At 71.9% G+C, this 21,569-nt stretch carries 20 protein-coding genes; 14 read left to right on the top strand and 6 right to left on the bottom strand.

Annotation, left to right across the window (positions count from 1 at the left end; translation table 11 throughout):
* Positions 1-1,329, bottom strand: a complete 1,329-nt coding sequence (locus tag FB157_RS04570; RefSeq protein WP_145876188.1) for an ABC transporter substrate-binding protein — start codon at positions 1,327-1,329, stop codon at positions 1-3.
* A 117-nt stretch (positions 1,330-1,446) separates the two neighbouring features.
* Here FB157_RS04570 and FB157_RS04575 point away from each other — a divergent pair, with 117 nt between their 5' ends.
* The 3 genes from FB157_RS04575 to FB157_RS04590 all read left to right on the top strand — a co-directional run bounded on the left by FB157_RS04575 (position 1,447) and on the right by FB157_RS04590 (position 4,055).
* A complete protein-coding gene (locus tag FB157_RS04575) occupies positions 1,447-1,947 on the top strand; it encodes an SCO4402 family protein (protein WP_145876190.1) in 501 nt (166 codons plus the stop codon).
* A 108-nt stretch (positions 1,948-2,055) separates the two neighbouring features.
* Positions 2,056-2,937: a formyltetrahydrofolate deformylase gene (gene purU, locus FB157_RS04580; protein ID WP_145876192.1), complete on the top strand. Its 882-nt coding sequence runs from the start codon at positions 2,056-2,058 to the stop codon at positions 2,935-2,937.
* 338 nt (positions 2,938-3,275) lie between these two features.
* Positions 3,276-4,055 carry an SDR family NAD(P)-dependent oxidoreductase gene (locus tag FB157_RS04590; RefSeq protein ID WP_145876194.1) on the top strand — a complete coding sequence of 260 codons (780 nt, stop codon included), beginning with the start codon at positions 3,276-3,278 and terminating at the stop codon, positions 4,053-4,055.
* 146 nt (positions 4,056-4,201) lie between these two features.
* Here FB157_RS04590 and FB157_RS04595 read toward each other — a convergent pair whose 3' ends face one another.
* Together FB157_RS04595 and FB157_RS04600 are read right to left on the bottom strand one after the other, a co-directional pair.
* Entirely contained in the window at positions 4,202-5,614 is a 1,413-nt protein-coding gene (locus tag FB157_RS04595; RefSeq protein ID WP_398946167.1) for a zf-HC2 domain-containing protein, read from the bottom strand.
* Positions 5,611-6,192, bottom strand: a complete 582-nt coding sequence (locus tag FB157_RS04600) for an RNA polymerase sigma factor (protein ID WP_145876197.1) — start codon at positions 6,190-6,192, stop codon at positions 5,611-5,613. The genes FB157_RS04595 and FB157_RS04600 overlap by 4 nt, the downstream gene beginning before the upstream one ends.
* Positions 6,193-6,526: 334 nt before the next feature.
* Here FB157_RS04600 and FB157_RS04605 point away from each other — a divergent pair, with 334 nt between their 5' ends.
* Both FB157_RS04605 and FB157_RS04610 read left to right on the top strand, forming a co-directional pair.
* The gene (locus FB157_RS04605) at positions 6,527-6,907 is read left to right on the top strand and encodes an STAS domain-containing protein (protein WP_145876200.1); all 381 of its coding nucleotides are present in this window, start codon (positions 6,527-6,529) and stop codon (positions 6,905-6,907) included.
* 146 nt (positions 6,908-7,053) lie between these two features.
* On the top strand, positions 7,054-7,566 hold the full coding sequence (locus FB157_RS04610) for an EF-hand domain-containing protein (protein WP_145876202.1): 513 nt from the start codon (positions 7,054-7,056) through the stop codon (positions 7,564-7,566).
* Here the strand turns inward: FB157_RS04610 and FB157_RS04615 are convergent.
* Entirely contained in the window at positions 7,550-9,073 is a 1,524-nt protein-coding gene (locus FB157_RS04615; protein ID WP_145876204.1) for a class I adenylate-forming enzyme family protein, read from the bottom strand. The two genes, FB157_RS04610 and FB157_RS04615, sit on opposite strands and share 17 nt — an antisense overlap.
* 37 nt (positions 9,074-9,110) lie before the next feature.
* Between FB157_RS04615 and FB157_RS04620 the strand changes: the two genes are divergently transcribed.
* The 4 genes from FB157_RS04620 (at position 9,111) to FB157_RS04635 (ending at position 13,312) form a co-directional block, all read left to right on the top strand.
* The gene (locus FB157_RS04620; protein WP_398946170.1) at positions 9,111-10,355 is read left to right on the top strand and encodes an amidohydrolase family protein; all 1,245 of its coding nucleotides are present in this window, start codon (positions 9,111-9,113) and stop codon (positions 10,353-10,355) included.
* Positions 10,355-11,488 (top strand): acyl-CoA dehydrogenase family protein, encoded by a 1,134-nt coding sequence (locus tag FB157_RS04625; protein ID WP_145876206.1) that lies wholly within the window; start codon positions 10,355-10,357, stop codon positions 11,486-11,488. Before FB157_RS04620 ends, FB157_RS04625 begins: the two co-directional genes overlap by 1 nt.
* A 2-nt stretch (positions 11,489-11,490) precedes the next feature.
* Positions 11,491-12,363, top strand: a complete 873-nt coding sequence (locus tag FB157_RS04630; RefSeq protein ID WP_145876208.1) for an acyl-CoA dehydrogenase family protein — start codon at positions 11,491-11,493, stop codon at positions 12,361-12,363.
* Positions 12,364-12,847: 484 nt separating this feature from the next.
* Positions 12,848-13,312 (top strand): ATP-binding protein, encoded by a 465-nt coding sequence (locus FB157_RS04635; protein WP_145876785.1) that lies wholly within the window; start codon positions 12,848-12,850, stop codon positions 13,310-13,312.
* Positions 13,313-13,546: 234 nt separating this feature from the next.
* On the opposite strand, the gene FB157_RS04640 is transcribed toward FB157_RS04635, so the two are convergent.
* On the bottom strand, positions 13,547-14,473 hold the full coding sequence (locus FB157_RS04640) for a cyclase family protein (protein WP_145876210.1): 927 nt from the start codon (positions 14,471-14,473) through the stop codon (positions 13,547-13,549).
* Positions 14,474-14,559: 86 nt separating this feature from the next.
* Here FB157_RS04640 and FB157_RS04645 point away from each other — a divergent pair, with 86 nt between their 5' ends.
* The 4 genes from FB157_RS04645 to FB157_RS04660 all read left to right on the top strand — a co-directional run bounded on the left by FB157_RS04645 (position 14,560) and on the right by FB157_RS04660 (position 19,049).
* Positions 14,560-15,474, top strand: a complete 915-nt coding sequence (locus FB157_RS04645; RefSeq protein ID WP_145876212.1) for an SDR family oxidoreductase — start codon at positions 14,560-14,562, stop codon at positions 15,472-15,474.
* Positions 15,475-15,516: 42 nt separating this feature from the next.
* Positions 15,517-16,665: an acyl-CoA dehydrogenase family protein gene (locus FB157_RS04650; RefSeq protein ID WP_145876214.1), complete on the top strand. Its 1,149-nt coding sequence runs from the start codon at positions 15,517-15,519 to the stop codon at positions 16,663-16,665.
* Positions 16,665-17,714 carry a Zn-dependent alcohol dehydrogenase gene (locus FB157_RS04655; RefSeq protein WP_145876216.1) on the top strand — a complete coding sequence of 350 codons (1,050 nt, stop codon included), beginning with the start codon at positions 16,665-16,667 and terminating at the stop codon, positions 17,712-17,714. Before FB157_RS04650 ends, FB157_RS04655 begins: the two co-directional genes overlap by 1 nt.
* 111 nt (positions 17,715-17,825) lie before the next feature.
* Entirely contained in the window at positions 17,826-19,049 is a 1,224-nt protein-coding gene (locus FB157_RS04660) for an MFS transporter (RefSeq protein WP_145876218.1), read from the top strand.
* Positions 19,050-19,089: 40 nt separating this feature from the next.
* Here the strand turns inward: FB157_RS04660 and FB157_RS04665 are convergent, their stop codons facing one another.
* Positions 19,090-20,175 (bottom strand): GlxA family transcriptional regulator, encoded by a 1,086-nt coding sequence (locus FB157_RS04665; protein WP_261386167.1) that lies wholly within the window; start codon positions 20,173-20,175, stop codon positions 19,090-19,092.
* Between the two features lie 71 nt (positions 20,176-20,246).
* Here FB157_RS04665 and FB157_RS04670 point away from each other — a divergent pair, with 71 nt between their 5' ends.
* Complete coding sequence (locus FB157_RS04670) at positions 20,247-21,548, top strand: MFS transporter (RefSeq protein ID WP_145876220.1); 1,302 nt, start codon at positions 20,247-20,249, stop codon at positions 21,546-21,548.
* The last annotated feature ends 21 nt before the right edge of the window (positions 21,549-21,569 follow it).

A 21,569-nucleotide genomic window follows, 5' to 3' on the forward strand; every position in this document is an offset into this window, starting at 1 on the left:
TCAGTCCAGTTCGGCGTTCTCCAGCGTGCCCGTCATGTCGGTGATCCCGTCGAAGCCCGAGCCCGCGGTCTTCTTCGCCGCGACCAGCCGGCCGCCCTTGACGACCTGGAGGGTCACGTCGGCGTTGACGAGCCGCGGGAAGCCGACTCCGGCGAGCTTGCTCTCGTAGGGCCAGTGCAGGGTCGGGGTGAGGCCGCCCGTGGACACCTTCAGGCCGTCGTCGAGGGTGTGCCGCACGGTGTCGGAGCTCACCTCGCCGCCGCCGATCTTCTCCAGGACGGCCTTCAGCACGGTGTAGGCGATCCAGGTGGTCTGCACTCCGGCGTCCGCGGGGTCGATGCGGTTGTCGCCGAAGGCCTCCTCGTTGATCACCTTCTTCATCTGGTCCCAGCGCGGGTCGGACGACACCGGGTACCAGCCGGTGATGTACGACCCCTCGTAGGGCCCCGACGCGCCGCCCGTCGAGTTGATCACCGTCTGGTCGACGCTGCCCAGTACGGTCGCGGTCCGCACCGAGGGGTAGCCCTCGCGGGCCCGCCGGAAGGAGTCCATGAAGGTGTCGGTGCGGTCCCCGAGCGCGGGCACCACGCACCCCTTGCGGAGCGTGTCCTTCGTCGCGTACTTCAGTGCGTCGTCGACCTTGCCGTCGTACTCGGTGGCGTTCTCCGCGGCGAGCTGGTCGCCGGCCGGGGCGTGCCCGCCCTCCTTCAGACCGGAGTTGAGCAGCGCGGGCAGCTGGTCGCCGGCGATGCTGTCGGGACGGACCAGGGAGACCGGGCCGCAGGAGGCGGCGAGCGCCCTGCCGAGACCGGCCAGGAGGGCGGGCTGGCCCCCGTTGACCGGGTACACCATGGGGCCGGTGAACTCCTCGCTGGTGACGCCGTAGCCGCCTATGTAGGGGATGCCCGAGCTCTCCAGCGGGGCGAGGAAGGAGTCGCCGAACTGGCTGTACGAGCCGACCACCGCGACCACGTCCTCGGCCGCCGCGCGCCGGGCACACTTCGCCGCGCCCACGCTGTCGTTGTGGTCGTTGCAGGTCAGGACCTCGAGCTTGCGGCCGTTGATGCCGCCGTGGGCGTTGATCCACTTGCCGTAGGCGTGGGCCATCGCGGGCATGCCGGGCTTGTTGGTGGAGTCGGTCTTCTGGGGCGCCCAGGTCATGACCTTGATCGGGCCATCCCCGGAGCCCCCCGTGGCACCGGGGATGGCCCCGCAGCCGGCGGTGAGCGACGCACACGCGGCCAGTGCACCCGCCGACAGGGCGGTGGCTCTGACGGGCCGGGAGAGGAAGGGGAGGAAGGTGCTGCGGATGCGTGGCCTGCCGGTCATGGACAAGCACGATTCCGTCACATCACTAACCTGGGAGTGACCCATGGTCAACGAAAGGTGACACTGAGGTGAATTGCAGGGGCCTGTGAGACTGGTGTGGCGAGGAACGTACGATCGATGACCGTGCAAGGTTCGGAGAACTCTTCCCGTCGCGGCCGTCGCTCCTCCACCATGGGCGGCATGCCACTGAACGACATGCCGTGGTGGCGCTGGCGCAGCAATGTGCGCTCCGCGCTGCACATGCTCTCCGACCAGGAGTTCCAACGCGACGTCTGGCTGGCCGGCGTCGACGGGTACGGCGACGTCACCGACGCCGTGTACCGCCTGGTGGAGGACACCTGGCTGGACAACTGGTCCGCCGAGAAGTACGTCGGCACGATATTCCGCGACTCGCAGGAGGCGGCGCTCGTCGACACCGCCGTCCTGCGGGTGCTGAGGATCATGCACCAGGTCGGCCCGGACGCGCCGGTCTCCGCCTACGTCGACCACCACGGGTGGCCGGAGGCGGTGCGGGCGGCCCGGGACGCGCACCTGCGCCTCGCGGCGAGCGACGGCGACGATCCGGACGCGCCTCCGCGGAGCCTGGAGGTACTGCGGATCATGACGAGGGCCGCGTAGACGCGGGCCGGAGCCTTTCGGGACGGCGCCGCGCGGCGGGCCGTCCCGGCCGTCCCGACCCGCGGGACGATTGCCCACGGCGCGTGGCCGTATGGGACCCTGTGGTGCATGAACGAGCAGTCCGCCCCGGCCGCCGCCCCGGCCGACCAGTACGTCCTCACTCTCTCCTGCCCGGACAAGAAGGGCATCGTGCACGCCGTGTCGAGCTACTTGTTCATGACCGGCTGCAACATCGAGGACAGCCAGCAGTTCGGCGACCACGACACGGGACTGTTCTTCATGCGCGTCCACTTCTCCGCCGACGCGCCGCTGACCGTGGAGAAGCTGCGGGCGAGCTTCGCAGCGATCGGTGACAGCTTCCACATGGACTGGCAGCTCAACCAGGCCGACGAGAAGATGCGCATCGTCCTGATGGTCAGCAAGTTCGGCCACTGCCTCAACGACCTGCTCTTCCGCGCCAGCATCGGCGCCCTGCCGGTGGAGATCTCGGCCGTGGTCTCCAACCACACCGATTTCCAGGAGCTGGCGGGCTCGTACAACATCCCCTTCCACCACATCCCGGTGACGAAGGAGAACAAGGCGCAGGCCGAGGCGCGGCTGCTGGAGATCGTGCGCGAGCAGAACGTCGAACTGGTCGTCCTCGCCCGCTACATGCAGGTCCTCTCGGACGACCTGTGCAAGCAGCTCAGCGGCCGGATCATCAACATCCACCACTCCTTCCTGCCGAGCTTCAAGGGCGCCAAGCCGTACCACCAGGCGCACGCGCGGGGCGTCAAGCTGATCGGCGCCACCGCCCACTACGTGACCGCGGACCTCGACGAGGGCCCGATCATCGAGCAGGAGGTCGAGCGGGTGGGCCACGGCGTGACGCCGGACCAGCTCGTCGCCATCGGGCGGGACGTGGAGTGCCAGGCGCTGGCGCGCGCGGTGAAGTGGCACGCCGAGCGCAGGATCCTGCTCAACGGGCGCCGCACGGTGATCTTCGCCTGAGGCGCCCCCTTGGGCTCATGTGTTCCCTTTCGGATCCGTGCACGCCCCGCGCCCAGGCGACGCAGGGCACCCTCCCCCGCCGGCCCCTCGGGGCCGGCGGGAAAGCGTCCGGAGGGACACGCTCACACGGGCCGGAGGATGCTGCCCCGCGCAGCCCGTCGGCACCAGGGCGTGACGACGATCAGCACACCCACCACCCGCCGACACCGGCCACGAGGGGCAGAACGGGGCGCGGGCTTCCACCTCCACGCACACGCCACCCCTCCACGGTGGGCAGAACCCACGCCGGACACCATGTCCTGCATAGGATCACTTGGATGATCAGAGACGCTTCGGGCATGACCTCACGGGCTTACCTCTCCGAACTCTTCTCGCTGGACGGGCGTGTCGCCGTGGTCACCGGCGGCAGCTCCGGTATCGGCCGGGCCATCACCGGGGCACTGGCGCGGGCCGGGGCGAGCGTGGTGGTCGTGGCGCGCAAGGAGGCACAGCTGGCCGCCACGGTCGACGAGCTGACCGCCGACGGCTGCCGGGCCGCCTGGGTCAGTGCCGACCTGAGCACCCGCGAGGGCGTGCGCGCGGGGGCCGAGGAGGCGGCCGGGAAGTTCGGGGAGCCCGACATCCTCGTCAACTGCGCCGGGATCAACCTGCGGCCGCCGATGGGGGAGCTGGGCGAGGAGGTGTGGGACACCACCATGGCCGTGAACCTGGAGGCGCCCTACCTGCTGGGGCAGCGGTTCGGGCCCGGCATGGCCGAGCGGGGTTACGGCCGGATCATCCACATCACCTCCCAGCAGGCGCACCGGGCCTTCGTGCAGAGCGGTGCCTACGGCGTCTCCAAGGGCGCGCTGGAGTCACTGGCCCGCTCCCAGGCCGAGGCGTGGTCCCCGCACGGCGTCACCGCCAACACCCTCGTCCCGGGCTTCGTGATGACCCCGCTGAATACGCGGCTGTCCTCCGACCCGGAGCGGGTGGCGGCACTGGCCGCGCGCACGATGGTCGGGCGCAACGGGGTGGCCGAGGACTTCGCGGGGGCGGTGGTGTTCCTGGCGAGCGGCGCGTCTGCCTATGTCACCGGGCAGTCGATCTTTGTGGACGGCGGGTTCTCGGTGCACTGAGCCGCCGGCAGTCGGGTCGGCTGCGGGTCGGCGGTGGCTGGTCGCGCCCACGCGGCGGAGCCGCACATCGATACAGCCCCGCGCCCCCGGGGGAGTTGCAGCACCGCCGCCCGGCCACAGCACCGGCACGCCGATGCTCAGCCGGGTCACATCCGGCTGAGCCCCGCGGCGGCGAACAGCACATCCCTGATTGCCTCCCGGTCGCCCACCTGCCCCGCCGCAGCCTCCTCCGGAGGCACGTGACCTGCCGCCAGCCGACAGAACTCCACGCCGTCCAGGGCGACATGGGCCACCTCGAACTCCGCGGAGCCGACCGCGCCGGGCGAGTCGAGCGGGATCAGCCACTCGCCGCCGGCCGCCCCCTCGATCTCCAGCCGCAGGCTCCGCCCCGGCGCCCCCGCAGGAACGAGATGCGGGGTCCGCCCCGGCGCGGACAACCCCGCCCGACGCCGCGCGGCCAGCGCCACCGGCAGCATCCGCGCCGCGAGGTCGATCATCTTGTTCAGGTGACGCGGCGCGGGCGGCTCGTACGGATAGTCCACCGCCTCCGCGATGTCCTCCGCGTGCACCCAGCACTCGAAGGCGCGGTCCAGCATGGCGTCGTGCAAGGGCAGTTCGAAGGGGCCGTAGGGCACCGCCAGCCCGCCGGCGGTGCTGCCCGTGAAGGACACCGTCCGTACGAGGTTGTGGCTCTGTTCCCGCCACGGCCCCCGCACGGACCGCGTCGGCGGGAAGTGGGACGCCCGCCAGAACGTCTCGGTACGCTCGGCCGGCCCCGCGGCGCCCTGCGCGCCGGTCTCGCCCGTCTCGGTCTTCTCACCCTTCGCGAGGGCCTCCGCCAGCGGATCCTCCAGACCGAGCGCCGTCGCGACCAGCCCGTCCACCGACAGCAGATGCGCGATCACCCCGGCCACGGTGGTACGACGACTCGTCGGCGCGTCACCCTCGAACCACCGCAGCCGCACGGGCGCATGCCACTCCGCGTCGCCGAAGTCCTGCAGCAGTGCGTCCAGCCGCGCGCTCTCGGCGTCGTAGGGAGCCGCCCACCCGGGCACCGGGATGCGCGGCGGCCGGCGGTCCAGGCAGCTCTCCAGGACGCGGGTGCGCAGGGCGGGGTCGAGGTCGAGGCTCTCGGGCTGGTGCAGCAGACCGACCGCCCCACGCAGCCGCAGCGCCTCCTCGGCGCAGGGCCCGCAGCTGCCGAGGTGTTCCTCCACGGCCGCCGTCTCGGCCGCCGAGCAGGCGGCCAGGGCCCAGGCGCCGAGGAGCGACTTCAGGACGTCGTGCGACAGGTCGAGCGGCACGGGCGGAAGGTCCCCCAGGTCGGCGAGGTCGGGCAGCGGCATCCCGCTGTCCTCGACAGAGGCGCGGGGCAGCGGTATCCGGGGCGAGCGACCGGTTCCCGGTCCACCGGCACCCGGCGGCCCGTCACCGGAACCGGAACCGGAACCGATACCGGCACCGGAGTCGTGACCCGAACCGTCACCGGGGACCGCTCCCGCAGCGCCCTCGTACGCGTCGTCCCCGTCGTGCGCCTCGAACCCTCCCGGCCCGTTCACACCGCACCCCCGTAGCCCGGCGGTGTGCCGACGTCATGGGCGGTGGACAGCAGTTGCAGGCCGAGGCGGAGCCGGCGGCGGGCCTCGTCCTCGGTGACGCCGAGGTCGGTGGCGGTCTGGCGGTAGTCGCGGCGCTGGAAATAGGCCAGTTCGAGCGCGGCGCGCAGCGGGGCGGGCATGGAGTGGACGATGTAGTCGGCGCGGGCGGCGACCGAGGCGCGGTGCACCTTGCTCTCCAGGCTCTCCAGTTCCTCCGCGGAGCCGCTCCCGCCGCCGGTGAGCGCGGCGGTCTCGGTGGCGCGCAGCCGCTGCACGGCCAGCCGGTGGGTCACCGCGGCGACCCAGGAGCGCAGCGGACCCTCCTTGGGGTCGTAGCTGTCGGGGTGTTCCCAGACGTGGGCGAACACCTCGCGGGTGACGCCGTCGGCGGCCCGTTCGTCGCCGAGGACCCGGTGGGCGAGGCTGTGCACGAGGGAGGCGAACCGGTCGTAGAGCTCGCCGAGCGCGGCGGCCTCACCGCGCGCGAGCCGCTGCTGCATCTTGCGGTCCCAGCGGGGCGGTACGTCCTTCTGCGCCATGCTGCCCCTCCCCTCGCGTCGTCCGGCCCGTCCAGCGTCTCTGCACCCTCATCTCGAATGTAGTCGGCACTCCTGACTACGCACGCCCCTTTGTGTCAATGTGCGCCCCCCGAGGCGTCGCAGGTGATAGCGCCCTCTTCACATAATCTTCACTCAAAGCGTGTCCGACTCTGATCGAACAGGATCGGTAGTGACTGAAACAAGCCCTCTGTCGACCGCCCGCGGTTTCCTCCGCGAAGTTTCAGGGAACGGCCGCTGGGCAGCCGCGCGGAGAGAAACGTAGGAACTGCTTCCGTTTCCGGGCGGTTCCGGGAGATCCGGCGAGCGGAGGGGCGTGGCCGTGGCATTCAAGGTGACCGGCGTCGAACAGGGCGAGTGGGCCGTGCTCCGGGTGTCCGGGGAACTGGACCTGATGACCTCGCCGGTGCTGCGCCAACGGGTCCATGACGTGGTGGCCGAGGGCCATCACAGTCTGATCCTGGACCTCTCCGAGGTCTTCTTCTGTGACTCCAGCGGGGTGGGCGTGCTGATCGCCGCGCGCCGCCTGATCCGCTCCTGCCAGGGCCGGCTGCGGCTGATCCTGCCGGACCGGGGCGCCGACGAGGGCTCGCACGTCAACCGGGTCCTCGGCGCGCTCGGTGTCCGCCGCCTCTTCGACGTCCGCCCCGACGTCGTGTCCGCCGTCACCGACGAGGCGGGCCCCCTCTCGGCCTGAGCCGCACCACGCCGACACCACAAGCTTGTCGCAGAATTCCCCCGGTCTTGGCACAGCCCCCGCTTTTCCGTCACCTCACCGCCTCCCGCGACGTACGCTCCCTGCCAGATCAACCCCCACGTCAACGTAAGGCGGCCCGAACAGACATGGTCAGCACCGAGTACGAGCGCAGGATCGCCGCCCGGTTCGCCACCTTCGACCAGGACGGCAACGGCTACATCGACCGCGCGGACTTCAACGCGGCGGCCAAGGCGCTGCTCGCCGAGTTCGACGTCACCGCCCGCTCCGACAAGGGCCAGGCGCTGTACGCCGGCGCGGAGGCCTTCTGGCAGGGCATGGCGGGCATCGCCGACCGCGACGGCGACCAGCGCATCACCCGCGAGGAGTTCGTCACCGGCGCGGTCAAGCGCCTGCGCGACAACCCCGACCGCTTCGCCGAGATCGCCCGCCCGTTCCTGCACGCGGCCCTGGCCGTGGCCGACCCGGACTCGGACGGCCACGCCACCGTCACCGACACGGCCCGTGTCCTGCGCGTCTTCCACGTACCGGCCGACGTCGCCCGCGCCACCGCCACCGCCCTCGACGCGGACGGCGACGGCAGGATCGGCGAGGCGGAGATCATCCCGGCGTTCGCGCGCTACTTCACCGTTCCGGAGTAGCGGCCGGCCGCTGCGAGAAGCGTTCCCGCAGCCGGTACTTCAGTACCTTCCGCAGTGTCTCGTTGCGTGGAAGGGCGTCCACCACCTCCAGCCGCTCCGGCAGCTTGTGCACGGACAGCCCTTCCGAGCGCAGGTACGAGACGACCGCGGACAGCGTCAACTTCTCGGCACCGGAAGGTTGTTCGATCACCGCGCAGACCAGTTCCCCCCGCTCCGTGTCCGGCAGGCCGATGACCGCCACGTCCCCCACCGCCGGATGTGCGGCCAGCAGGTCCTCGATCTCCTTGGCCGAGATGTTCTCGCCCTTGCGGATGATCACGTCCTTCAGCCGGCCGGTGAGCACGAGGTGGCCCGAGTCGGTGACGCGGCCGAGGTCGCCGGTGCGCAGGAAGCCCTCCGGGTCGAAGGCCGCGGCCGTCTGGGCGGGGTCGAGGTAGCCCTGGCAGACAGCCTCGCCGCGCAGCCGGACCTCGCCGTCGACGATCCGTATCTCCATGCCCTGCGGTGGGCGGCCCTCGGTCGTCGCGAGGTTCTCGGCGGTGTCCTCGGGATCGCCCATGGTGATCATCGGGACCTCGGTCATGCCGTAGCCGTGGGTGAGCTGGACGCCCATCTCGCGGACGACGCAGTGGTAGACCTCCGGGGGCTTGGGGGCGCCGCCGCCCGCGAGGAGGCGGAGGGAGGGGATCACCTTCGTGTCCGGCTGTCTGCGCTGCTCGTTCAGGAACATCGAGTAGAACGCCGTCGAGCCGCCGGCCACCGTGACCCCGTGCCGCCGGTACTCCTCCAGCGCTTCCGGCAGGGCGAACTGCTCGAACATCACCGCCGGGAAGCCGTACAGCAGCAGCATGACCGTGTAGTCCGGGCCGGCTATGTGCGCGTACGGGAACGCCATCGAGCCCACGTCGTTCGGGGTGAGGCGCAGCGCGTGGGCCAGGCAGGAGCCGCCCGCGATGAGGGAACGGTCCGTGTGCAGGACGCCCTTGGGGTCGGAGGTCGTGCCCGACGTCCAGTAGATCCAGCGGACCGAAGTGCCCTCGGCGGGGGGTGCGGGGAGGACGGACGGGTCGGCCTCGGGCAGGGTGTCGTACGCCTCGAAGACGCCCTTCGCACCGAGCCGGCGAGCCATCTCCGTGTGGTCGTGGCCGCGCCAGACGCCCGGTACGGCGAAGAACTCGGACCTGGACTCGCGCAGGGCGAAGCCGACCTCGCGGTCCCGGTAGAAGGGGATGACCGGGGACTGGACGGCGCCCAGGCGGGCCAGGGCGAAGGAGAGCACGGCCGTCTCGATGCGCGTGGGCAGCTGCCAGGCGACCACCGTGCCGGGGCGGACGCCCATGCCGTACAGACCCGCCGCCACCCGCTCGGCCCGCTCGCGCAGCCCGCCGAAGGTCAGCCGGCGGTCCTCCTGGAGGAGGACGGGGCGGTCGGGGGTGAGATCGGCGCGGCGCGCGACCAGGTCCCACAGCGTGCGGGAGGAACTCAGGGAGTGCGGGGTCTCGTTCACGTATGCCCCCTGCTTGGCTGACGACTCGTCAGGTGACATGCTATCTGACGGACCATCAGATAAGTACTGTCCGGCGGAGGGGACCATCGTGACCGAACTGCCCCGCATCATCAGCGTCGACGACCACGTGATCGAGCCCGCCCACCTCTTCGAGACCTGGCTGCCGGCGAAGTACCGGGACCGGGGTCCCAAGCCGCTGACCGCCGGCATCGGGGAGCTGGCGTACGTCGGTGGGAAGTACCAGATCACCATGGACCCGGAGGGCCAGCCGACGGACTGGTGGATCTACGAGGACCTGAAGTTCCCGTACAAGCGCAACATCGCCGCCGTCGGCTTCGACCGGGACGAGATGACCCTGGAGGGCATCACCCGGGAGCAGATGCGGCGTGGCTGCTGGGACCCCAAGGCGCGGCTCGAGGACATGGACCTCAACCATGTCGAGGCCAGCCTCTGCTTCCCGACCTTCCCGCGCTTCTGCGGGCAGACCTTCGCCGAGGCGCACGACAAGGAGGTCGCGCTCGCGTGCGTCCGCGCCTACAACGACTGGATGGTGGAGGAGTGGTGCGGGGACAGCGCGGGACGGCTGATCCCGCTGTGCCTCATTCCGCTGTGGGACGTGGAGCTGGCCGTCGCGGAGATCCGGCGCAACGCCGCGCGGGGGGTGCGGGCGGTGACCTTCTCCGAGATCCCCACCTACCTCGGGCTGCCGTCCATCCACTCCGGCTACTGGGACCCGTTCTTCGCGGTGTGCCAGGAGACCGGGACCGTCGTCAACATGCACATCGGCAGCAGCTCGCAGATGCCCGCCGCCTCCCCGGACGCGCCGCCCGCCGTCCAGGCCTCGCTCAGCTTCAACAACGCGATGGCCTCGATGATGGACTACCTCTTCAGCGGGGTGCTGGTGAAGTTCCCGACCCTCAAACTCGCCTACTCCGAAGGACAGATGGGCTGGATCCCGTACGCCCTGGAACGCGCCGACGACGTGTGGGAGGAGCACCGCGCCTGGGGCGGGGTGCGCGATCTGATCCCGGAGCCGCCGTCGACGTACTACTACCGGCAGATGTTCTGCTGCTTCTTCCGCGACAAGCACGGGGTCGCGTCCCTGGACGTCGTCGGCCGCGACAACGCCACCTTCGAGACCGACTACCCGCACGTCGACTCGACCTTCCCGCACACCAAGGAGGTCGCCCTCGACCATGTGAAGGGCCTCGACGACGAGACCGTCCACAAGCTGATGCGGGGCAACGCCATCCGCATGCTGGGCCTGGACCTCGACAACTGATGGACGTCTCGTACACGCCCGAGGAGGAGGAGTTCCGGGCCCGCCTGCGCGAGTGGCTCGCCAAGGTGCTGCCCACCCTGCCCGCCAAGCCGTCCCCGGACGACTGGCCCGGCCGCCGCGCCTACGACCTCGGCTGGCAGCGGACGCTGTACGACGCCGGGTACGCCGACGTCCACTGGGACTCCTCCCCGACCATGCGGCTGATCTTCCTGGAGGAGACGGAGAAGGCGGGCGCGCCCTATGTGGGCGCGAACTTCGTCGGGTTGCTCCACGCCGGGCCGACGATCGCCGCCGAGGGCACGCCCGGGCAGCGGGACCGCTGGCTGCCGCCGATCCTGCGCGGGGACGAGGTGTGGTGCCAGGGGTTCAGCGAACCGGACGCCGGCTCCGACCTCGCCGCGCTGCGCACACGCGCGCGCAGGGACGGCGACGACTACGTGGTGAGCGGGTCCAAGATCTGGACCTCGCACGCCGAGGTGGCCGACTGGTGCGAACTGCTGGTCCGCACGGACCCGGAGGCACCCAGGCACAGGGGCATCACCTGGCTGGCCATGCCGATGGACGCCGAGGGCGTCACCGTACGGCCGCTGCGCACGCTCGCCGGGTCGGCCGAGTTCGCCGAGGTGTTCCTGGACGAGGTCCGGGTGCCGGTCGGCAACCGGGTGGGGGCGGAGAACGACGGCTGGCGCGTGACCATGGTGACGCTCTCCTTCGAGCGCGGCACGGCCTTCGTGGGCGAGGTCGTCGCCTGCCGCCGGGTGCTCGGCGAACTCGCCCGCACAGCGCGGGAGAACGGCCGCTGGGACGACCCCGTGCTGCGCCGGCGGCTCGGCCGGCTCCATGCCGAGTTCCGGGCGCTGTGGCGGCTGACCCAGTGGAACGTGAGCGAGGCGGAGGCCGGCGGCGGCGTGCCGGGCGTCGGGGGTTCGGTATTCAAACTGAGGTACTCGCACGCCCGTCAGGAGCTGTACGACACCGCCGCCGAGGTGCTCGGCCCGGACTGTCTCGACCTGGACCGGCCCTGGGTCCTCGACCGGCTCTCCTCACTGTCGTACACCATCGCCGCCGGCACCTCGCAGATCCAGCGCAACATCGTCGCCGAGCGCATCCTCGGCCTGCCGAAGGGGCGGTGACCGTGCGTTTCCGACTCACCGAGGAGCAGCGGGCGTTGCGGGCCGGGGTGCGGCAGCTGCTGGAGCGCCGGTTCGGCGCGGACGCGCTGCGGGCGGCGGTGGCCCGGCCCGGGCACCTGGACCGGGACCTGTGGCGTGAGCTGGGCGCCGCGGGCCTGTTCGCGCTGCGGGTGCCGGAGGCCCGGGGCGGGGTCGGCCTCGGGCTGCCGGAGGCGGTGCTGGTCCTCGAGGAGACCGGCCGCGCACTGCTGCCGGGGCCGGTACTGGCCACCCACCTCGCCGCCGGGACCGTACCCGGGGCGGCCACCGGGGAGACCGTGGTCGCCCGCGTGGACGGCTCCCTGGTGGAGTGGCTGGACGCGGCGGACACCGTGACCGGGGACGCCTCGGGTGCCGTACCCCTGCGGTCGGTGGACCCGTTGACGCCGCTGCACCGCGTCCCCGGGGGCCGCGTCGGCGTGCCGGACCCGGAGGCCGTGCTCCTCACCGCCGCGGAGCAGCTCGGCACGGCCGCGCGCGCGTGCGAGCTGGCCGTGCAACACGCCCGGGCGCGGGAGCAGTTCGGGCAGCCGATCGGGGCCTTCCAGGCCGTCAAACACCTGTGCGCCGACCTGCTGGTGCGCGCCGAGACGGCCCGGGTGGCGGTCTACGCGGCCGCCGTGACCGCCGACCCGGCCGACATCGCCGCCGCCCGGCTGCTCGCCGACGAGGCCGCCGTGCGCGGGGCCCGCGACTGCCTCCAGGTGCACGGCGGTATGGGCTTCACCTGGGAAGCGGAGGTCCATCTGCATCTCAAACGGGCCTGGGCGCGGGCCCATCGTGGCGGGGGGAGCACGGAGAGTGAGGAAGTGTTGGCCGCCGATCTGGTGGCCTGACGGTACGGCGACGCGCTGGGCTGGGCCGTGCGCAAAGTCATGGCCCAAGTTGTCGCGGATCGTGGCGTATCGAAATCACAGAGCGTCGATACCGGGTTGTGTCCATCGTGTGACCCGTCACGTCCTGGAGTCGGCGCCTCACTCCGGTACCTTCTGTGGGATGCGAGTGGCTGCGAGTGCGAGCCGTGCCGGTGACGCCCCCGGGGTGACGCCGGAACAGGCCTGTTCGACTCCCCGCTGCGAGCGTCGCACAGTGTGCCGCACGGGTAATCCTTCGCGCTGGAATATGCCCGAAGCGCTTGTTGGGGTGACTGTACGTCAACCATGCTGTCTCGCAAGGGAGTCACGTTCCGTGACCCTTGCGCTGGCCTTTGTCCTGGCCATGCAGAGAATGGCTACGATCGTGGCCCTCGTCGCGGCGTGTGCGCGGCGCGGGGTCATGTGTCCGCCGGTTCGGATGGTGTGAGCGGTGCAGGTGCTTCAGGTGCAGCTGGAAGTCCGGCCCGACCCCACGGAGGTCGGGCGAGCCCGGAGGTGGGCCCGTTCGCGCCTGGCCGGGTCCGGTATAGAGGCCGACGAGCAGCTCGCCGAGACGCTGATCCTGCTCGTCTCCGAACTCGTCACCAACGCCGTGGTGCACACCGGCCGTCCGGCCGTGCTGCGGCTGTCCCTGCCCCCGGGCACGGTCGAATCCGCCACCGTACGCCTCGAGGTGGCCGACACCAGCCCCCGCGCGCCTGTCCCGCGCTGCGCCGGCAGCAACGCCACCGGCGGCCGTGGCCTGGCGCTCGTCGACTGCCTCGCCGACCGCTGGGGCTGGAGCCCCGAGGGTGCCGGCAAGAGCATCTGGTGCGAGCTGGACCGCTGCGCGCAGCCCCGGGAGGGCGCAGCCGTGGCGTACGGGGGCGGGCTGTCCGCGTACGGGGACCTCGCGTTCGAAGCGGTGTAGGTCCCGGCGCGGCGTGCGCCGGGGGTGCATCCGTGCGCGGTCACCGTGAATCGGGCGTATCCCATGAATCGCCCCATCGGTGTTGACGGCTTGTGACCGTCTGAACACCCTTGTGGGCAACGATTCGCCGCGAGGGGACGGCGAGGGCCCGGATGACGGCGGTCCTCGTCGAGTGTGGGTCGCGCCGGGTGGCGGCGCGTGGTCGACGCAGGGGGGCGCGCCGCCAACCGGGCTTCAGAGAACAGCGATCGGTGCCACGGGTGTCCCCGTCGCGCCGACGAACGGCTCCGGCATCGCCGACAGCAGGAACGCGTACCGGTTCGTTTGTCCACAGGCTGTGGACAACTCTTCGAGATTCCAGTTCTGGCCCTGGAGCATCCCCATCTCCACCAGGTCCAGCGCGTGGACCGGCAACCACAGATTCTCGATCTCGGGCGGAAAGATCTCAAAAGTGAGCGTGTCGTTCGCGACCGCGGCCGCGTCGCGCGCGTGGAACCACTCCGGGCAGCGCACCGAGAGCCCGGGTGACGGGTACCCGTACCCGTGCTTGTCCCCGGCCAGATACACCTGCACCTGCCCGGTCCGTACCAGGACCACGTCCCCGGCCCGTACCCGCACCCCGCCGAACTCCTCGGCCGCCTCCAGGTCTTCCGGCGTGACCGGGTGCCCGCCCGCCAGCCGGTCCACGCCGCGCGCGCGTGCCACGTCCAGCAGCACCCCGCGCGAGACGACGTGCCGCGCCTTGTCGATGCCGCTGAACTGTGCGCCGGCGTGCGGGGTGACCGTGTGTGCCGGGCGGCCGTTGTAGAGCTTCCCCGAGTGCGAGACATGGGTCAGCGCGTCCCAGTGGGTGCCCGCCTGCAGCCCCATGGTCACCGCGTCGTCGCTGCAGGCCACCGTGCCCGGCCCGAACAGCTCCTGGTTGATCTGCACCATCGCGTGCAGCGGATTGACCCGCCCCGGGATCATCCCGGTCTGCACGCCGTCCTGCTGGAGCGGGAGGGCGAGGGGGACGCGCCGGCCCGTGCGGACACAGGCGGCGGCCTCGCGGACGACCTCGTCGGTGATCAGGTTCAGGGTGCCGATCTCGTCGTCGGCTCCCCAGCGACCCCAGTTGTTCACGCGCTTGGCGATCTCGTGGAACTCGGCGGGCAGTGACATCCGATGCCTCCCCGGGGCTTGTGTCCGCACATCTGACGCGCCATAAAATCTAACGGTCCGTCAGAAATCGCGGGAAGGGGCCGGACGTGGGGAACTTCTTGGCAGGCAAGGCGGTCGCCGTGACGGGCGCCGGACGGGGCATCGGGCGCGCGGTCGCACGCGCGGCCGCCGCCGAGGGCGCGAAGGTCGTCGTCAACGACTACGGCGTCTCCATGGACGGGACCTCGCCGACCAGCGAGGTCGCCGAGGCCGTCGTCAAGGAGATCGAGGCGGCCGGGGGCGAGGCCATCGCCGTGGCCGACGACATCTCCACGATGGCGGGCGGGCAGCGGGTCGTGGACGCGGCGCTGACGTCGTACGGCCGCATCGACGGGGTCGTGTGTGTGGCCGGGATCCTGCGTGAGCGGATGCTGTTCAACATGTCCGAGGAGGAGTGGGACCCGGTGGTCGCCACCCACCTCAAGGGCACGTTCACGCTGTTCCGGGCCGCCTCCGCCGTGATGCGCAAGCAGCGGGCGGGGACCTTGATCGGGTTCACCAGCGGCAACCACCAGGGCTCCGTCTCCCAGGCCAACTACAGCGCGGCCAAGGGCGGCATCATCTCGCTCGTCCGCAGCGCGGCTCTGGGGCTGCACAAGTACGGGGTGACGGCGAACGCGGTGGCCCCCGTGGCGCGTACGCGGATGTCGGCGAACGTTCCGATGGAGCTGAAGGAGATCGGGGAGCCGGAGGACGTGGCCGCGCTGGTGGTGTACCTGCTGTCCGACGCGGCCAGGGAGCAGGGGGTCACCGGGCAGGTGTACACGATCGCCGGGCCGAAGATCGCGGTGTGGGCGCAGCCGCGGGAACTCCGTTCGGCCTACGGGGAGGGGACCTGGACGCCGGAGCGGATCGCGGAGTTCCTGCCGGGGTCGGTGGGGGTGGATCCGATGCCGATGCTGGCCCAGCTCCAGGCGATGGAAGAAGCGGCGCGGGGTGGGGATCGGCCCAACGCCCGGTAGCCCGGGCGGATGTTGCAGCGACCGGCGTCATGAGGAGGCCCCATGGACTTCGAATTCACCTCCGAGGATGAGGCGTTCCGTACCGAGGCCCGCGACTGGCTTGCGGCGCATGCCGACAGCGCGCGGGACCGTCGTACCTGGGAACGTACTCTCGGGAAAGCCGGCTGGATCGGGATCGGCTGGCCCGAGGGCGGGTACGGCAACCGGACCGCCACCCTCACCCAGCAGGTCGCCTGGGCCGAGGAGTACGCCCGGTCGGGTGCGCCCCCGCGGTCGGGGCACATCGGGGAGAACCTGCTCGCCCCCACCCTGATCATCCACGGCTCCGAGGAGCAGAAGACCCGTTTCCTGCCGCCGGTCGCCGCCGGGGAGGAGCTGTGGTGCCAGGGGTACAGCGAACCGGGCGCGGGGTCGGACCTGGCCGGGGTGCGGACCTCGGCGGTGCGTGAGGGGGCGTCCTACCGGATCACCGGCCAGAAGATCTGGACCTCTCTCGCCCACGAGGCCGACTGGTGCTTCGTGCTGGCCAGGACCGATGCCGGCTCCCGTCGGCACCAGGGCCTCAGCTTCCTGCTCGTCCCCATGGACCAGCCGGGGCGCATCGAGGTGCGGCCGATACGCCAGATGACCGGCACGAGCGAGTTCAACGAGGTCTTCTTCGACGGGGCGCACGCGCGTGCGGAGCACGTCGTCGGGGGAGAGGGTCAGGGCTGGCGGGTGGCGATGAGCCTGCTGGGCTTCGAGCGCGGGGTGTCGACGCTGGCCCAGCAGATCGGATTCGCCCAGGAGCTGGGCCGGGTCGTGCGGGCTGCCGTGCGTACCGGAGCCGTCGACGACCCGGTCGTACGGGCCCGGCTCGTACGGCAGTGGGCCGAGCTGCGGGCCATGCGCTGGAACGCCCTGCGCACCCTCGGCGGCTCCGGTGACGCGGGCGCGCCCAGTGCGGCCAAGCTGCTGTGGGCGAACTGGCACCAGCGGCTGGGGGAGCTGGCGGTGCAGGTGCGCGGTGCGGAGGCTTCCGCGGGGCCCGCGGACTGGGTGCCGGCGGCGCCGTACGAACTCGACCCCGACCAGCATCTGTTCCTCTTCTCCCGGGCCGACACCATCTACGGCGGCTCGGACCAGGTCCAGCGCACGATCATCGCCGAGCGGGTGCTCGGTCTGCCGAGAGAGCCGAAGGGGGCCGTGTGATGCGCGGTGTGGTGTTCGACGGCGAGCAGGTGCAGGTGGTGGACGATCTGGCGGTACGGGAGCCGGGGCCGGGCGAGGTGCTGGTGGCGATCTCGGCGGCCGGGCTGTGCCACAGCGACCTCTCGGTGGTGGACGGCACCATCCCCTTCCCGGTGCCGGTGGTGCTGGGCCATGAGGGCGCGGGCGTGGTGGAGTCGGTCGGCGCGGGCGTCTCGCACGTCGCGCCCGGTGACCATGTGGCCCTGTCCACGCTGGCCAACTGCGGCACGTGCCCGGAGTGCGACCGGGGGCGCCCGACGATGTGCCGCCAGGCGATCGGCCGCCCGGGCCGCCCCTTCAGCCGCGGGGACCGGCCGGTCCACCAGTTCGCCTGCAACTCGGCCTTCGCGGAACGGACGGTCGTCAAAGCCGTGCAGGCGGTCCGCATCCCGAAGGACATCCCGCTGTCGTCGGCCGCGCTGATCGGCTGCGGGGTGCTGACCGGGGTCGGCGCGGTCCTGAACCGGGCCCGGGTGGACCGCGGGGACACCGTGGTCGTCATCGGCACCGGCGGTATCGGCCTGAACGTCCTGCAGGGCGCGCGTCTGGCCGGGGCCGTGCGGATCGTGGCCGTGGACGCCAACCCGGCGAAGGAGGCGGCGGCCCGGCAGTTCGGCGCGACCGACTTCCTGACCTCGGCCGAGGGCGTGCGGGACCTCCTGCCGACGGGCGCCGACCACGTCTTCGAGTGCGTGGGCCGGGTGGAGCTGATCCGCCAGGCGATCGACCTCCTCGACCGCCACGGCCAGGCCGTCCTGCTCGGCATGCCCCGGGCGACCGCGGAGGCGTCCTTCGTCGTCTCCTCGATGTTCCTCGACAAGGCCATCCTGGGCTGCCGTTACGGCTCCTCGCGCCCCCAGCGGGACATCCCCCTGTACGCCGAGCTGTACCGCCAAGGACGGCTGCTGCTGGACGAGCTGGTGACGGCGACCTATCCGGTGGAGGACTTCGAGAAGGCGCGGGCGGACGCGGAGGCGGGGCGGGTGGCGCGTGGGGTGCTGACGTTCTGAGCGCTCCTGTCCGGGCTCCGTGAGTGCTGCGTGTGCTGCGCCCGCGCGAGTTGTCCACAGGCGGCGGGAAATGCCGGGGCGATTGTCCGTGCCGCCCCCTACCGTCGTCGCATGAGCTACCGCGATGTCGTCTCCCGACCGGTCCTGACCTGGGCCTCGGTGGCCGTCGGCGCCCGTATGCCGGTGGCCATGGCGCCGCTCGCCCTGGTCTTCCTGGTCCGCGAACGCCCGGGCGGCTACCCGCTGGGCGCCGCGCTCGCCGCGGTCTACGTCCTCGGCGAGATCCTCGGCGCTCCCGTCCTCGGCATGCGTCTGAACCCGCGGCGGGCCCGCCCCCAACTGGCCGTGGGCCTCGCCCTGGGCGCCGTCGGGTTCGCCGGGCCCGGCGCGCTGCCGGGCGCGCACCCCGTGATACTCGGGATGTTCGCGTTCCTCGCCGGTGCCGCCCCGGCGGCGTCCTCCGGGGGCCTGCGGGCCCTGCTGACCTCGCTGGTGCCCGGGCACGCGGCCGCGCAGGCGCTCTCGGTGGAGTCGATGCTGACGTCCGGCATCTGGGCGCTGTCCCCGGCCGCGGTCACCGGACTCGCGCTCGGCGTCGCCCCCGGCGTGCCGCTGCTGCTGGCGGCCGCTCTGATGGGGGCCTCGGTGGCGGGCCTGTGGCTGCTGCCCGAGGGCTGGCAGGCGCAGGAGCGGGCCGGGGGGCCGTCGAAGCTCCGCGTCCTGGCCGGGGCCTGGCCGGCCTACGTCACCGGCGCCGCCGGCCTGTCCCTGCTCGCCCTCGCCGAACTCGTCCTGCCGGCCCTGCTCGAACAGCGCGGTATCGCCGTCGGCTGGGCCGGCCCGCTGCTCCTCGGCATGTCGGCGGCCGCGGGGGTGGGCGCGTTCCTGTACGGGCTGCGGTCCTGGCCGGGGCGCCTGGCCACCCGCAGTGCGGTGCTGCTGTGCGCGATGTCGGCGGCGGTGACCGGGGTCGCGTTGATACCGGGCGCAGCCGGCATGGCGGCCGCCCTGGCCGTGGCGGGGCTGCTCCAGTCCGCGGCGATGCTCACCCGGAACCTGTCCCTGCGGGAGGCACTCCCGCCGGATGCGCTGGCCGCGGGCTACTCGGTCATGTACGCGGCCGTGGGCGCGGGATACGCGGCCACGGGTTCCCTGGCGGGTGTTCTGCTGCAGCTGGCGGCCCCCTCCACGGCGGCCCTGGCCGGCGTGGGGCTGACGCTGGTCCTCACCGGGATCGGCTGGTGGGGCGAGAGACACAGGGAGCGGTCCCGGGGTCGGAGTGAGGCCGAGGCGGCCGACGGAAGCACCCGCAGCAGGATGCCCACGGCCCCGTGAGAGCGGTACTCCGCTCTGCTCCGGTCTCCGTTCCGGTCCGTCATCGCGGGTTCTCCGCCCCGTCGTCGACCCCCGCCCGGAACGTCCGCCGATAGGCCGTCGGGGTCACCCCGAGGGCCTGTTGCAGGTGCTGGCGCATCGACTGGGCCGTGCCGAAGCCCGCGTCGCGGGCCACCTGGTCGACCGAGAGGACGGTGGACTCCAGGAGGTGGCGGGCGCGTTCGACGCGCTGCTGGGTGAGCCACTGGCCGGGGCTGATGCCGACCTCCTCGCGGAAGCGGCGGGTGAAGGTGCGGACCGACATGGCCTCCTGCTCGGCCATGTCCCGCAGCTGGATCGGCTCCTGCAGACGGCCGAGGGCCCAGGCGCGGGCCGCGGTGGTGGTGGCGAGCTGGGGGTCGGGGACGGGGCGGTGGATGTACTGGGCCTGGCCGCCGTCGCGGTGGGGCGGGACGACCGTGCGGCGGGCCACTTCGTTGGCGACGGCCGTGCCGTGGTCGCGGCGCACCATGTGCAGGCACAGGTCGATCCCGGCGGCCACACCGGCCGAGGTCAGCACGTCCCCGTCGTCGATGAACAGGACGTCCGCGTCCACCCTGATCCGCGGGAACATGCGCTGGAAGCGTTCGGCGTCCGCCCAGTGGGTCGTCGCCGGGCGGCCGTCCAGACGGCCGGCGGCGGCGAGGACGTAGACGCCGGTGCAGATGGAGGCGAGGCGGGTGCCGGGTCGGATGCGGGCGAAGGCGGCGGTCAGCTCCTCGGTCAGCCTGCCCTCGTCGTAGACCGGGCCGAGTTCGTAGGACGCCGGGACGATCACCGTGTCGGCCGTCTCCAGTGCCTCCGGGCCGTGCGGGACGTGCACCGTGAAGTCGGCGTCCGTCTCGACCGGGCCGGGCGGCCGGACCGAGCAGGTCACGACCTCGTACAGGTACCGGCCCTCGGCGTCCCGCGGGCGGCCGAAGATCCGGTGCGGGATGCCCAGTTCGAAGGGGAGCAGGCCGTCCAGCGCGAGGACGGCGATCCGGTGCGGACGGAACTCCTGGCCGGCCGCGACCTGTTCCTTCGCGACCGGTTCCGTCGCGGCCCGTTCTTCCGCGGCCCGGTCCGCCACGATCCGATTCTCCATGGCCCGATCCTAACGAATACTGTCTTTCGGGCCACTCGATGTGCGGGGTCCGAAACAGGACCCTCTATGACGTGACTCAGACAACCGAAGCCGCAGCTCCCGTCCAGGCCCCGCCCGCCCGGCGCCACCGTGTGCACCGGGCCTGGTTCGTCGCCGCCGTCACGTTCGTCACGATCATCGGCGCGGCCGCCTTCCGTTCCCTGCCCGGTCTGCTCATCGACCCCCTGCACCAGGACTTCGGCTGGTCGCGCGGCACGATCGGCGCGGCCGTCTCGATCAACCTCGCCCTGTACGGGCTCACCGCGCCCTTCGCAGCCGCGCTGATGGACCGCTTCGGCATCCGCAAGGTGGTCGCCGTGGCGCTGACGGTGATCGCGCTCGGCTCGGGCCTCACCGTGTGGATGACGGCGGCCTGGCAGCTGCTGCTGTGCTGGGGACTGCTCGTGGGCCTCGGCTCCGGTTCGATGGCCCTGGCCTTCGCCGCGACGGTCACCAACCGCTGGTTCACCGAGCGGCGCGGTCTTGTCAGCGGCATCCTCACCGCAGCCTCCGCGTCCGGCCAGCTGATCTTCCTGCCGCTGCTGTCGTGGATGGTCGAGTCCTACGACTGGCGTCCGGCCGCCGTCACGGTCGCGCTCGCGGCGCTCGCCGTCGTCCCGTTCGTATGGCTCCTGCTGCGCGACCACCCGGCCGACGTGGGTCTGAAGCCTTACGGCGCCCAGGAGTTCGTGCCGAAGCCTGCGCCGGTCACCGGGGCCGCCCGCCGCACGCTGGGGATCCTCGGCTCGGCCGTGCGCACCGGTCCGTTCTGGCTGCTCGCCGGCACCTTCGCGATCTGCGGCGCCTCCACCAACGGCCTGATCCAGACCCACTTCGTGCCCGCCGCCCACGACCACGGCATGCCCGTCACGGCTGCGGCCTCGCTGCTCGCGGTCATCGGTGTGTTCGACGTCGTCGGCACGATCGCCTCCGGCTGGTTCACCGACCGCTTCGAACCGCGCCGCCTGCTGGCCGTCTACTACGCCCTGCGGGGCATCTCGCTCCTCTTCCTCCCCATGCTGCTGGGGCCGTCCGTCCACCCCCCGATGGTCTTCTTCATCATCTTCTACGGCCTCGACTGGGTGGCCACCGTCCCGCCCACCCTGGCCCTGTGCCGGGAGCACTACGGCGAGGACAGCGCCATCGTCTTCGGCTGGGTGCTCGCCTCCCACCAGGTGGGCGCGGCCCTCATAGCCTTCCTCGGCGGCGTCGCCCGCGACGTCTTCGGCACCTACGACATGGTCTGGTACGCCTCTGGCACCCTGTGTGCGGCGGCGGCCCTGATGGCCCTGGTGATCAGGCGCACGTCGGCTCCCGTGCCCGCGCTGTCCTGAACGGGTCCAGGAAAAGACTTC

This window comes from Streptomyces sp. BK340, assembly GCF_007827595.1.
GTDB lineage: Bacteria > Actinomycetota > Actinomycetes > Streptomycetales > Streptomycetaceae > Streptomyces.